General features: G+C 50.1%; 14 protein-coding genes. 7 read left to right on the forward strand and 7 right to left on the reverse strand.

Going from position 1 to position 13,023, the window contains the following annotated elements:
* Window positions 1-10: 10 nt before the first annotated feature.
* From EL268_RS05355 to EL268_RS05365, 3 genes are all read right to left on the reverse strand, one after another.
* Complete coding sequence (locus tag EL268_RS05355; RefSeq protein ID WP_106653572.1) at window positions 11-1,543, reverse strand: aldehyde dehydrogenase family protein; 1,533 nt, start codon at window positions 1,541-1,543, stop codon at window positions 11-13.
* Window positions 1,544-1,546: 3 nt separating this feature from the next.
* Window positions 1,547-2,173 (reverse strand): TetR/AcrR family transcriptional regulator, encoded by a 627-nt coding sequence (locus tag EL268_RS05360; RefSeq protein ID WP_106653573.1) that lies wholly within the window; start codon window positions 2,171-2,173, stop codon window positions 1,547-1,549.
* A gap of 105 nt (window positions 2,174-2,278) precedes the next feature.
* Window positions 2,279-3,286 carry a M23 family metallopeptidase gene (locus EL268_RS05365; RefSeq protein ID WP_106653574.1) on the reverse strand — a complete coding sequence of 336 codons (1,008 nt, stop codon included), beginning with the start codon at window positions 3,284-3,286 and terminating at the stop codon, window positions 2,279-2,281.
* Between the two features lie 206 nt (window positions 3,287-3,492).
* Here EL268_RS05365 and EL268_RS05370 point away from each other — a divergent pair, with 206 nt between their 5' ends.
* The 4 genes from EL268_RS05370 (at window position 3,493) to lipA (ending at window position 8,504) form a co-directional block, all read left to right on the forward strand.
* Complete coding sequence (locus EL268_RS05370; RefSeq protein ID WP_106653575.1) at window positions 3,493-4,044, forward strand: DJ-1/PfpI family protein; 552 nt, start codon at window positions 3,493-3,495, stop codon at window positions 4,042-4,044.
* Between the two features lie 136 nt (window positions 4,045-4,180).
* Window positions 4,181-5,308 carry a metallophosphoesterase family protein gene (locus tag EL268_RS05375; protein ID WP_106653576.1) on the forward strand — a complete coding sequence of 376 codons (1,128 nt, stop codon included), beginning with the start codon at window positions 4,181-4,183 and terminating at the stop codon, window positions 5,306-5,308.
* Window positions 5,305-7,500, forward strand: coding sequence for an ATP-binding protein (locus EL268_RS05380; protein WP_106653577.1), 2,196 nt, complete (start codon window positions 5,305-5,307; stop codon window positions 7,498-7,500). Before EL268_RS05375 ends, EL268_RS05380 begins: the two co-directional genes overlap by 4 nt.
* A gap of 101 nt (window positions 7,501-7,601) precedes the next feature.
* Window positions 7,602-8,504 carry a lipoyl synthase gene (lipA, locus tag EL268_RS05385; RefSeq protein WP_106653578.1) on the forward strand — a complete coding sequence of 301 codons (903 nt, stop codon included), beginning with the start codon at window positions 7,602-7,604 and terminating at the stop codon, window positions 8,502-8,504.
* Between the two features lie 73 nt (window positions 8,505-8,577).
* Here lipA and EL268_RS05390 read toward each other — a convergent pair whose 3' ends face one another.
* Window positions 8,578-9,552, reverse strand: a complete 975-nt coding sequence (locus EL268_RS05390; protein WP_232030266.1) for a YhcN/YlaJ family sporulation lipoprotein — start codon at window positions 9,550-9,552, stop codon at window positions 8,578-8,580.
* A 79-nt stretch (window positions 9,553-9,631) separates the two neighbouring features.
* On the opposite strand from EL268_RS05390, the gene EL268_RS05395 reads away from it, so the two are divergent.
* Window positions 9,632-10,297 (forward strand): YutD family protein, encoded by a 666-nt coding sequence (locus tag EL268_RS05395; protein ID WP_106653580.1) that lies wholly within the window; start codon window positions 9,632-9,634, stop codon window positions 10,295-10,297.
* Window positions 10,298-10,364: 67 nt separating this feature from the next.
* On the opposite strand, the gene EL268_RS33105 is transcribed toward EL268_RS05395, so the two are convergent.
* From EL268_RS33105 to glpX, 3 genes are all read right to left on the reverse strand, one after another.
* A complete protein-coding gene (locus tag EL268_RS33105) occupies window positions 10,365-10,751 on the reverse strand; it encodes a hypothetical protein (RefSeq protein ID WP_106653581.1) in 387 nt (128 codons plus the stop codon).
* Window positions 10,752-10,904: 153 nt separating this feature from the next.
* Complete coding sequence (locus EL268_RS05405; RefSeq protein WP_048034538.1) at window positions 10,905-11,174, reverse strand: DUF3055 domain-containing protein; 270 nt, start codon at window positions 11,172-11,174, stop codon at window positions 10,905-10,907.
* A 12-nt stretch (window positions 11,175-11,186) separates the two neighbouring features.
* On the reverse strand, window positions 11,187-12,161 hold the full coding sequence (gene glpX, locus EL268_RS05410; RefSeq protein WP_106653582.1) for a class II fructose-bisphosphatase: 975 nt from the start codon (window positions 12,159-12,161) through the stop codon (window positions 11,187-11,189).
* A 277-nt stretch (window positions 12,162-12,438) separates the two neighbouring features.
* Between glpX and EL268_RS05415 the strand changes: the two genes are divergently transcribed.
* Both EL268_RS05415 and EL268_RS05420 read left to right on the forward strand, forming a co-directional pair.
* Window positions 12,439-12,546, forward strand: coding sequence for an amino acid ABC transporter permease (locus EL268_RS05415; RefSeq protein WP_106653583.1), 108 nt, complete (start codon window positions 12,439-12,441; stop codon window positions 12,544-12,546).
* Window positions 12,547-12,556: 10 nt separating this feature from the next.
* Window positions 12,557-12,991, forward strand: coding sequence for a DUF86 domain-containing protein (locus tag EL268_RS05420; RefSeq protein ID WP_048034536.1), 435 nt, complete (start codon window positions 12,557-12,559; stop codon window positions 12,989-12,991).
* Window positions 12,992-13,023 lie beyond the last annotated feature (32 nt).

The raw sequence follows: 13,023 nt of genomic DNA on the forward strand, positions 1-13,023 counted from the left end.
TCCGGCGTAATTAGAACAGGCGCTTGAATTCGCGCCAGATCGCACCCAAAGTCCGACGATTTACATTTTGGAGCTTGCCGTACAACAGGTTCGTCAAACCGATGAAGGTGAGCTCCTGATCCCTCGTATACGGATACCAATTGAACTCACGCTTGCGTTTGCCCGGATCATGGATGACAGAGATGCTGTGTGTAAAGGCTTGTAGTCCTGAAGGCCCGCGATAGCGGCCGATACCGCTCTGTTTGACCCCGCCAAAAGGAAGATGGGGATTGGCGTAGCTGATAATGACGTCATTGATGCACACATTTCCGCTGTCGAGCTGACGAGCTACGCGATCCGCTTTTGTTTTATCGGCTGACCATACCGAGGCATTCAGCCCGTACGGTGAGCTGTTAGCCAGGCGGACAGCCTCCTCTTCGGTGGCAAAAGTCATAATGGGCAACACCGGACCAAAGGTTTCTTCCCGCATGATTTTCATGTCTGATGTCACGTTTGTGAGAATGGTCGGGGCGATATACATACTGTCAGAGGAAGGAAGTCCTCCGGTGACAGCGGTCGCGCCCGCAGTCAGTGCTTCGTGCACATGCTCACGGACAATTTCGATTTGTTGAGAAGACGTCATCGACCCAACCTCGGCCTGATCCGGATAGCTTTGGCGCAATGCTTTTGTCTTTTCGGTGACCAGCTTGAGAAATTCAGGGTATACCTTTTCATGGACAAAAAGCCGTTCGACAGACATACATACCTGTCCGGAGTTCGTAAAAGCCCCCCACACCGCGCCATTTGCTGCCCGTTCCAGATGAGCGTCTTCAAACACGATCATCGGGTCTTTGCCGCCAAGCTCCAGTTCTACTGGGATCAAATGCTCCGACGCTGCCGCCATAATTTTTTTGCCTGTCGCGACAGAGCCTGTGAAAAATATTTTATCTGGGCGAGCAGCTACCAGCGCCTGTCCAGCTTCTCGTCCCCCATGCAGGACGGTCACGACTCCATCCGGCATAGAAACAGCGGAAAACACCTCTTCAATGAGCAGGCCGGTAGAAGCAGTCACCTCGGAAGGTTTTAAAATAACGGTATTGCCTGCTACGAGGGCAGATAATACGGGAATGACGGCAAGCTGAAACGGATAATTCCACGGAGAGATGACCGCGACGACACCCATCGGCTTGTAGTGGATATACGATTTCTTCGGCCACAGCACGAGGGAGGTTGGTACTGGCTGATCGGCCAGCATCTGATAGGCATGTTTTTCATAAAAACGGATGGTGTCGACAGTGACGAAAATTTCGGTCATGTACGCTTCCAATGTAACTTTTCCGGTAGCCTCACTAATTTTTCGGGCGATTTCTGCGCCGTGATCGACTAAATAGTGCCGCAACCGCGTCAAATAGTCCAGGCGCTCGGCTAACGATGTAGCGGACCAAGCTGGAAAGGCAAGACGCGCACGTGCCATCGCGTCTTCAACTTGTTCTGGAGTCGCTTCCTGTAAAGAGCCAAGCAGCTCTCCAGTAGCGGGATTTTGCATGGACATGACTGCCATCATGATTCACCTCGATTCAGGAGATAAAGATTCAGAAGAGAAGAGTGTATGCATTAAATGGGCAAAGGCCTGTTCAAAACGGGCAATCGTTTCTTCCGGTCTCTGTAACTCGTCGAGCAAAAATTGAAAAAGGAATCCGTCGATTGCAGAGTAAATGAGTGAGATGGCGGAGTCTTCGTCGATGGTCAATGAGGTTTGTTCTTCGCGCTGCAATCGTACGAGCATACGGGAGATGAGCTGATGCAGACGGGACCGAATGTCTTTTACCTGTTCACCAAACGCAGGAACGTACATGGCCTGTACCTGCAAGTCATACCAGAGCCGATGCAGCTTCCGATCCTCTTGCAGACTCCGGCACAAGACACGAGCGAGAGCCGCTGACCATTCGCCAGATGGAGCTGCGATTACTTCGCGTTCCAACTCCTCCATGAAACGTCCCTTGTAACTAGAGATTACAGCGAGCAAAAGCTCTTCTTTGCTTGCAAAGTAATAATGCAGAATGCCGAGTGAGACGCCAGATTCCTTGGCAATGTCGCGCAAGGAAACATATGCATACCCTTTTTCAGCCAGACAAGCAGTCGCTTGCTCAATCAAAAAAGCACGTTTTGCTTCGGCTTTTTTCTGGGTAGTCACTTTTTCACCTCTTTTTTGGACGACTGTCCAGTTTTTCTGCTTTTATTGTATTTTTACGGATGATAGTTGTCAATGAAAAGAGCTGCCCATAAAAAAGAAGCGGCTTCAATGCCGCTTCTTTTGCCGCTCCCAACGTCGTAAATACGGATAAGGATCAAATGACCAATCTGCGTCACCTGTTTCCCGGTACATACCGTAGTGCAGATGAGGAGGGAATTTGCCTGAGGTGCCGGGCTTCCCGTATCCTGAGCTGCCGACATATCCGATCACTTCTCCTGGCTCCACGATGTCACCCGGCTTCAAGCCCTTTTTAAACGAGGACAGATGTGCAAAGTAATGGTATACATTGCCCATGTCACGCATCCCGATTCGCCATCCGCCATACCTGTTCCAGCCGAGTACCTCAATGACTCCGTATGCTGTGCTGAGGACAGGGGTGCCGTGACTCGCAAAAATATCAGTCCCCTCATGGATACGCCGTCCACCCCAGCCGCGCGGCGCCCCCCAAGTACTGCGGTAGCTGTAATCGTACCGGGCGGGGATAGGAAAATGCCGCTCATCCAGGTCCAAATGTTGATACTTGGCATACACCTGTGCGAACTGCCTAATCGTCTTCACGGACCGATCGCGCTGGTAGTACGACCAAAGACCAATTTGCCAATCTTCATGAGAGAAGCCGTATTGGGATAGGTAGCGAATGAAAGTAGTGAGTGCATCGAGATCGTTATGACGATCCGCAAGCCCATCGCCATCCCCGTCCATTCCGATCCCGTCAAAAAACTGAATGGATACCGGATTAGTATCCTCCGTATCAGGATTGAACGTACCTGCCCAACGATCGCTTGGAATGTCCACGGCTGTTAGCCGCGAGAGATTTTCTTGCTCCTGCTTCTTTCTGCGTATTTTCATGGTTCGCTCGTATTGATCAATGGCTGCCAGATAATTCCACGGAATGCCGTGCATCGATTCCAAGCGCAAAAAAAGCTGCAAGCGCTCTTGAAGAACTGGGTCTTGCTCTTTGGCGGACGGAGCGATTCCGGCGACGGATTCTAGTGGCGAAATAGCTGCAACCACACACAAGCTGATCTGAATGATTAGGCGGAAAACTCGCATGCCGTCTCCCTCCAGCCTTGTAGTCTTTTGTTGTAGTTTCTGCCAGTTGGAGTGGATTATCCAAGATACTTTTGGAAGAGCTTTTGGCTGTTATCGAGGAAAGTTTTGTAAATTTGCGGGAAAAGAGGCAGGAGCACACCATATGGTCAAAGAATTGAAATCAGGAGGAGTGTATTCCTTAAAAATCGTCATGAGGAGGCTGTGTGATGAGCAAAAAAGTGTTGATTGTAACAGGGGATGCCGTGGAGGCACTGGAGGTTTTCTATCCGTATTACCGCTGCCTGGAAGAAGGGTATGAAACGGTCATTGCAGCACCCAGCGTGAAAACCCTGCACACCGTTTGCCATGATTTCGAAGCGCACAGTGCGACGTACACAGAAAAGCCAGCTTATCAGCTTCCCGCCCATGTTGCATTTTCAGACATTAACCCTGAGGCGTTTGATGCCTTGATTATTCCGGGTGGACGAGCACCTGAGCATATCAGGCTCAATGAGCATCTGAAGCCAATTGTGGCGCACTTTTTCGAGACGAACAAGCCGGTTGCAGCCATCTGCCACGGCTCCCAAGTATTGACTATCGTTCGCGAGCACTTGGCAGGGCGTGAAATCACAGCTTACCAGGCTTGCAGACCGGATGTAGAAGCGTGCGGTGCGATCTACCAAACGGAAACACTCCATGTCGATCGCAATCTTGTTTCCGGACATGCATGGCCAGACTTGCCAGGCTTCATGCGTGAATTCCTCCATTTGCTCAAGTAAACAACTAGTCCTCCAAACTTCCGTCACTGCTGGCGGAAGTTTTTTCGTACTGACAGATGCTTTTCATCCAGCCTTTTCCTCTGTATCATTAAGGGAAAGTATGTTCGTCTGTTTCATGTGAGGAGTGAAATTGATCGTGCTGTCATTTATTCATACAGCGGATGTCCATCTGGATGCGCCGCTTCAAATGCTGGGGGAGCGTTACGAGCTGCGTCAGGATGATTTTCGTCAGACGATGAAAAGAATCTGTGACCTCGTCCGCGACAAGGGAGCAGACTTCTGGCTCATTGCCGGAGATTTGCTGGAATACCACGGGGGAAGAAGATCCACTGCGATGTTTTTACGTGATCTTTTTGCCAGCATCGCACCAATCCCTGTCGTGATCGCACCTGGCAATCACGATCCGTGGCGAGCGGATTCGTTTTATCAAACATTGGAATGGCCAGGGAACGTTTACTGGTTTACACCTGAGTGGGGCGTGTATGAATTTCCCGAAAAGTCATGCGTAATATACGGCTGGGGCTTCGGGCAGCCACATGTGTACGAGTCGCCACTCGATACGTTCCCAGGCAAATTAGAGGGGTATGCCCATCATCTGATGGTTTTGCATGCCAGTGTGCTTTCTAATTCAGGAGACGAAGAGCATCATCCGTATGCACCTGTCACCTTTCAGCAGCTCGTACAAACTGGCATGGACTATGTTGCGCTGGGACATATTCACAAGCCGGAGCAATTCATGCATCCCGTCAAAAAACAACCGTTTGCAGCTTACCCAGGCTCTCCAGAAGGATTGACGAGCAAGGAAGCGGGGGAACGAAATGTTTTGTATGGAGAGCTGGATCATGATGGCAGACTGAAGCTCACGGCGATTCCTGTCCAGTCACGCAAAATTCGAAAGCTTACAATCGAAGGGAATGGAGTCGAAACGACTGAGCAGCTCATTGATCAGATGGAGCAGCAACTCGCGGAGGAAAAGGATTCCGATATGCTGTACATCACGCTGACAGGGGAACGTGCTGCGCATTTTCAGCCTCCATTGTCCGTGCTTCAACAGCGATTTTCCCGTTTTTTTGTGCTGCAGCTGACAGACCGGACCTGGCCTGATGTGGATGAGGAAAAGCTGATCGCAGATGGTGGCGTCTGGGGGAGATGGCTTTCCAAGCTGGCTGAGGCGGAGTCCCGTGCGCAAACTGAGGACGAGCGAGAAATCGTCAGGTTAGCCAAGCAAGAGGCTTTGGCGCGGATTGGAGGGACCATTCGATGAAAATAGAGGAGCTGGTGCTTGGGGGCTTCGGAAAATGGCAGGATGCTACCTTCCGTTTTGCTCCAGGCCTGAATCTGTTTTATGCCCCCAATGAGTCAGGAAAATCAACCATCCTTCAAGGTATATTCGCTGCCTTGTATGGAATGAAGCGCGATTACGTCAAATCGGCGCGATACTTGCCTGAATATGAAAAGTACCGTCCGTGGCAGAGTGGCTCGTATGAAACGATCATTACGTACAAATTAGCGGGCAAAACCTATCGCCTGCATCGTCAGTTGACCAAGGAACGGGAGGAGGCTCGCCTCTTTTTGGACCCGGAATGGACAGAGCTGACTGAGCTTTATTTGGAAGACAGGCGCAAGGAACGGAATTTTATCGAAAAGCATACGGGCCTTACACGCAGTCTATTTATGGATTTGACGTGGATCAGGAGGGAACCGCTTCAAGCAGCTGAGCATTTGATTCCGACTTTTACGACTGCGGAAGAAGCCAATCCGGCTGTCCAACAAATTTTGGCGGAGCTGGATCGGGAGGTTGCGGTCATCGGCAAAAAAGAACGAGCCGAAAATACACTTTTGGGAAAAGCTGCTACGAAGGTGGTGCAAAAAGAGCAGGAGAAGGAAAGCGCAAAAGCAGCGTGGCGAACGATCAGCCAACTGACGCTGCAAATAGCGGAAGCCACAGAAGAATGTCAGCAATTAGAACTGCGGCGTAGCCGATTGCAGCAGCGTCTGGATCGCTCAACCGGACAAGCGAAAGCATTGCAGGAACGCTGGCAACGAAGCCATGCTCCCATCAGTCAACAAGACTGGGCGTGGTGGGAGCAAACAGCTCGTTCTGAGGTCGAGTTGGCGATACACGAAGAGGCAAGACGTGGTCTCACTCAGGTAAATATGCCGACGGTTGCCGTACAACAGGTTGATGACCAGCTCATACCCTTACAGCACGATTACGAAAAAGGGGCACAATTGCTCAAACAACGAGAAACATTGCATATTCGTTTGGCGACATTGGCTGTGTCAACCCTTGCTTCAAGTCCGCGAAGTACAACATCACGCAGTACCCGACAAGGCAATCAGGCAAAAAGGAGGCGGGGAGCTGCACTTATGTGGGGCGGTGCAGGGATATTGTCTGTTCTCGGGTTAATCGGCTTCGTGAGTGGACATCCCGTTCTGGGAGGAATTTCTGCGACTGCCGCTTTGTTGCTGTTCGGTTTTGGAGTTTTCTTGCTGCGGCTAAAAGGGGGTACAGGCGGACCCAAACAGACTGCAGAAAATGACGCGGTACAGGAAAGTCAAAGAGTACAAGAAGAAATCGCTTCACTCGATGCTGAACTTGCCACACTCGTTCAGAGATGGGGTGCGAGTAATTGGGATACATTTTTGGAAAGACGGGAAGAGCTACTGAAAAGCACAAGCAAGCAACAATCTGAGCAGCTTCTATCGGAAATGGCGAAAACAAAGCAGGAGGCTAATCTGTCTGCAAGCTGGGGTGAGGCACTACGGACCCTGCTTGATCAGGAAAAAAATGCGATTGAGACCGAGCAAGGCAAATTGCGCGTCGAGATGGTGGAGATTGAGGAGAGACTGCAGGAGCTGCGGGAACAAATGGCCAGAGGAAATGGTGAGATGGCGGTTCATGAGAGCCTGTCATTATCTCGCGCGACGGATGAGCTTGAGGAAGCGCAGGCAGTACTTCGTCAGCTGCAAAAAAAGCGGGATGCCCTTCAGTTGGCTCGGGAAATGCTGCAGGAGGCAGTAGGGGAATGGCGACGGGATAGCACACCCGCTGTGAATCAGCAGGCTTCGGAGATCATCGAGCATATTACAGGGGGAGTGTATCGAGATGTCAGACTCGATCCCCGTGACGGATTTGCCGTCCGTTTGCTTGCGCCGACCAAACAAATGGTGCTCGAACAGGATCAATGTTCCACTGGGACCATCGATCAGCTGTACCTTGCCCAGCGTTTGGCATTGGTTCATCATGCCAAGCAGTCGGAGTCATTGCCACTCTTTTTCGATGATCATTTTGTCCATTATGATGAAGAGCGTTTGCGCCGAACGCTTGACTATGTAGCGATGCTGGCACAAGAGCATCAAGTGTTTCTTTTCACCTGTCATGAGCGAGAGCTGCGTATGTTTGCGCCATTGCTTCGTCAAGAGAACCGCCATGCTGTGCATCGGATCGGGTAATTGTTTCCGGGGCAGGAAAGAGGTTGCCCCTCCGAAATCCAACCTCTATAATGGAGATTGTTATTGTCTTGTATCATGATGTCACATGAGGAGTGAGCCCTATGACGCAACGCAAGCCGGAGTGGCTCAAGATCAACCTTGTTTCAGGATCAGAACTAGCCAGCTTTAAAGAGCTTAAGCAAACCATGCGCACGAAGACGCTACATACCGTTTGTGAAGAAGCGAAATGCCCCAACATTCATGAATGCTGGGCAAGCGGTACAGCAACTTTCATGATTTTGGGTGATATATGTACCCGAGCCTGTCGGTTTTGTGCAGTAAAAACTGGACTGCCAACAGAGCTGGATACGGCCGAACCAGAACGTGTAGCAGAAGCAGCCGAACAAATGCGTTTGAAGCACGTCGTTGTTACTTCCGTTGCTCGTGATGATTTGGCAGATGGAGGCGCACAAATTTTTGCCGATACGATTCGTGCGATTCGTCGTCGACTGCCGTTTGCCTCCGTAGAAGTATTGATTCCCGATTTTATGGGGAACTGGGATGCGTTAAAAGTGGTCATGGACGCAAAGCCTGACGTACTAAACCACAATATTGAGGCGGTTCGCCGGATGTCAGATCGCGTACGGGCAAGAGCCAAGTACGATCGGACGCTGGAACTGTTGAAAAAGGCGAAGGAATTCCAGCCGAGCATTCCAACGAAGTCCAGTCTGATGATTGGTGTAGGCGAGACGATGGAGGAAATTATCGAAACGATGGATGACCTGCGTTCTGTCGACGTCAACATCATGACGATTGGTCAGTATTTGCAACCGACCAAGAAGCATTTGAAGGTAGAAAAGTTTTACCATCCAGATGAATTCGCTCGCTTGAAGGAAGAAGGCATGGAGCGTGGCTTTAGTCACGTAGAGTCAGGGCCATTAGTGCGCAGCTCGTATCACGCTCACGAACAGGCAAGCGCAGCGAAGGAAACGATTGCGAAAGAATCCATGCCGAAAGCACAATAATAAGCAACCCCCTCAGCCGCTCTATACGAGCGGAAAAGAGGGGGTTTTTCAATTCATGGGGGAGAAAAGTACTTTAGCGACTGGTTGTACCTGTATGAGCTTTGTGAGTAGTCTTCGTAGGCTGGGGTGTTCCACCCATACGCTTGACTAGCGTATCAATGCTATTCGCATCTTCTGTACGCGCTGTACTCACATTACTGGAGCGGCTGGCGACACGAGCGATTTCCTGGATATCATTTGGATTATCGGTTACATACACTCTGTAATAGCGTGGTGATACCGATTCTGCATTCATTTTGGCCTGTTTTTTCGCTGTACGTGCATCTGCTCCTTGTGTGTTCAGCCCCACAAAAATTTCTCGATCCGTTACCAAGACGGTAGATCGTTGAACGCCAGGACAGCTCGCAGTAACATTCCCAACAGCCTGTGCCAATGTGTTACGATCTACATAGACGTTGGTTACGCCAGCGGTACGCATATGCTGACGGTCAGTCTGTGCATAGCCCATTCGTGGCATTCCGGTTTGCATGACACCTGCACCGCCACGGTTCCAGGCACGATTTTGATAAATAGACTGGTTCATACCGGCTGGCCCGTTGTTAATACCCATCGTACCCATTCCTGTCGTACCCATCCCTGCATTATGATCCGTAAAGGCATTATACGGTCTCATACCGCTCGTGAAAGCGTTGTAGTTGTTGACATTTGCCCGTGGATAGGTACCATTTGGGAACATGCCGTTGTTGGTTCCATTGTTGTTGTTGGTGAGCCCCATTCCATTACGGACGTGACCACCGCCAAAATTGTTGGAACGTACTCCGTTGTTGTTGTTGTTGTCACCGTTGAACCAGTCAAAGTTGTTCAAACCCATACCGTCGTAGTTACGGACGTGCATTCCATCAACGTTTCTGGTGTAAGGCGCGGCTTGATTTGTCATTGCCCTGTTTGGTTGTGTGTAATTAGGCGCAGCGTTGTTGTTACAACCAGAAGCCAAGAGCACAATACCTGCAATTGCAGAATACAACCATGTCTTTTTCAATGGTAACACCCCCTACACGATAGAATGTCCAAAGGCACATGGCAGTTATCGTGGGAAATTTAGCTCATGTTGCGTGAAATATGATAAGATGGACATAGTATACATGCGTAAGGAGGAAGCGAGTTTGATTCGCACGCAAGCCGGTACTTATGAAGTCATGGAAGTAAATCGAGACGGCTGGAACCTTGAAGCGTTCAAGGAGCGCTATAGCGATATCCTCGACAAGTACGATTATATTGTAGGGGACTGGGGCTATGGTCAGCTGCGTCTTCGTGGGTTTTATACTGACGCCAATCGCAAAGTACCGTTCGAGCAGCGGATCGCCGCTTTGGATGAGTACCTACATGAGTTTTGCAATTTTGGTTGTCCGTACTTCGTTTTGCGCAAGGTAAAAGCAAACGTTGGCAACAGTGACGACCAAAGCGGACAAGACGAAGCTACCTTTGATGTCATCATTGATATTCGTCAGGATATTCCGCGTGAAGAGGGTGGCTCTTCGCCCTATGTAGAACGAAAAGAACGCAGACGCTATCACCCGCGTCAAAATAAGCAGGATCGCCAGAATAATGCTGGTGCTGAACGCAATGGGGCGGGGAGAAACGAACGCGGGGAGAAGCCAAAGTTTCAAAAGGATCGCCCCGATAAAAACGGCAAGGATTCCAACTCACGAGAGCGCCGTCCCAATCAATTGAAACCCAATCGTGAACGCGATAAAGTCCCAACAGGACCAAATACGCCGAAGCGCGATTCCTAAAAACGAATCAGAATAACAGAAGCATAAAAAAGAGCCCTGTATGTTAGGGCTCTTTTCGTTTTTCGATCTAATAACCGCCGCCCCAACCACCAGGGGATCCGCCCCAACCACCAGGAGATCCACCCCAGCCACCGGGTGTTCCACCCCAGCCACCTGGAGATCCGCCCCATCCAGGGTAACCAGGCCAGCCTCCCCATGTGGGCCAATAACCAGGCCAGCATGTATTGCATCCCCACCAAGGATATGGCTGTGGGACGACAACGACTTCAGGACCCCGTCTTCTCCGGAAAAAAACTGGATGAGCCTGATCTTCTGGAATGTATTGGAAATCCTGTTCTGCTGAGTAATAAGGTGACTGGTCATATTGTGCAGGAACAAATTGGCTTTGATCGTATTCGTTTGAATCGTATTGAGTTTGATCGTATTGGTTTTGGTCATATGGATAAGGTTGCATGTTGCGATTGGCACTCCTCTCGTTATCTGTCTGTGCATCTGTGCAGTAGCAGTATACGAGGCATTCGCCTGTAAGGAGCATTGTCCAACAGGAAATGGGCGGAGCCTACAAATAAAAAAAGGAAGAGCCCGCAATCGCTCTTCCTTTGGTGAATTAAATGGCTGCTTCCAAAAATGCTTTCAATTCTTCTGCTTCACGCTCGTTCAAGTTGAACGCGAATTCCAGATAGCCTTCTTCTTCCAGATCATCATGTCCGATAATAGCGGAGCGCCCATTTTGAATGTTGATGACAATCGCCTTCCCATAAAAACGGTTGGTCGTCGTAATCGCGAGGTCAAAACGCGTAGCTTCGCCCGTGAAGCTGACAAAGCGCGTTCGAGTATCCTCAGCTTCGTCGTACAAGTAGAACAAATCATTTGCCATATAGGTATCCCTCTACTTCCATAAAAGATTTGGTTTGTGTTCGGTATTGTGTACAGCGCGGACAAAGCGAATGGTTTTGGTTTTGGCACGCATGACGATCGAATGCGTTTCCACCATATCATCACCGAGATAGCGCACGCCTTGCAACAGCTCTCCATCAGAGACACCTGTTGCCGCAAAAATGGCGTCGTCCCCTTTGACCAGATCGTTCAGCGTCAAGAGCTGCTCCGGATTATCGAGCCCCATTTTGATGCAGCGCTCGCGCTCGGTGTCGTTTTGCGGCTTGAGCTGGGCTTGCATGTCGCCACCCAGGCACTTGATCGCCGCGGCACTGATCACGCCCTCTGGCGCACCACCGATACCCAAGAACAGGTCAATCCCTGTATGCGGCAGACAAGCAGCAATCGCAGCACCTACATCGCCATCTCCAAAAAGCTTCACTCGCGCACCCTTTTCACGAATGGCGTCAATAATCGCCTGGTGGCGGTCGCGTTCCTGAATAATGACAGTCACATCTTGTACGCGCTTGTTGTTTGCTTTTGCTACAACCTCTATCATTTTATCCACGGGATCGTAAAGGTTGATTTGTCCGGCAGCACGTTTGCCGACGGCCATTTTCATCATGTACATGTCTGGTGCATGCAAGAGTGTTCCACGGTCGCCGATCGCGATAACAGACATGGCATTATTGTGACCTTTGGCGACAATCGTCGTTCCTTCTAGCGGATCAACCGCCACATCTACCTCAGGCCCGCCTGCTTCCGGGTTACCGAGCTTTTCACCGATATAGAGCATGGGGGCTTCATCCAGTTCACCTTCGCCAATGACGACGGTACCCCTCATGTTGATCGTATCAAACATGGCGCGCATGGCGCTGGTCGCTGCTCCATCTGCTTCATTCTTTTTCCCGCGTCCCATCCAATGAGAAGAGGCGAGTGCAGCCATTTCCGTTACCCGCACAATTTCCAGAGCCAATTCGCGTTCCACAGTGTGTTCCTCCCCTTATGCTTGCCGGCAAAAATTCACCCCATCATTGTAACATAAAGTTATCACCGATTCGTCTTTTCAGCACCGAGAAAGTGGCGAGAACCTGAAATGGAGGAGCGGAGTGTAGGGGATCTACATGAGCACCGGACTTTGAAAGGTGAACGCCACTTTCGATGTCGAATAATCCCCCGGTACAACTACGTGATCAAAAGACGAACGTGATTCGTGACAGGTCGTACAAATTTGGTATACTGAGGGATGAAAAGAGGTGAAACCGGTGAGCAATTCCTATTTGCAGGAAGGGGAATTGGTGCTTCTCGTCCTGGTGCTAACATTTGTGTTTACCGTTTACTACTCAAAACGCAAAGCAAAAAAGCGAAAGTAAGGAGAAATATATGTACGACGTGAATACAAAACGAATCGACCAAGTATTGGAACATATGTCTCGTATGCTTGATCTGTTGGACAAGCTCAGCGAACGAGGAGCCAAAGCGGTTTTGGCAGATGAAGTAGCTGTTGCAGCGATGGAGCGAGCCCTGCACTTGTCTATCGAAGGAATAGTGGATGTCGGAAACGCGCTGATCGACGGATTCATTATGCGAGATCCAGGAAGCTACAGCGACATCGTGGAAATTTTGCGGGATGAGCAAGTTATCACGGATGAACAGGCTTTGATCCTGACGCGTGTAACTGATTTCCGCAAGCATCTGGTTAATGATTATACAAGCGTGCCGGTCAATGAGATGTACAGCCTGGTAGAAGAAGCTGCCGGTACCATTCGTCAGTTTGAGCCACAGGTGAGAGCCTTCCTGAAAAAAGAACTGTTTTAAAAAGTGTTTTCAATCCATCACCAATCGTAGCG

Origin of the sequence: Brevibacillus brevis (assembly GCF_900637055.1) — a bacterium.
Lineage (GTDB): Bacteria > Bacillota > Bacilli > Brevibacillales > Brevibacillaceae > Brevibacillus > Brevibacillus brevis.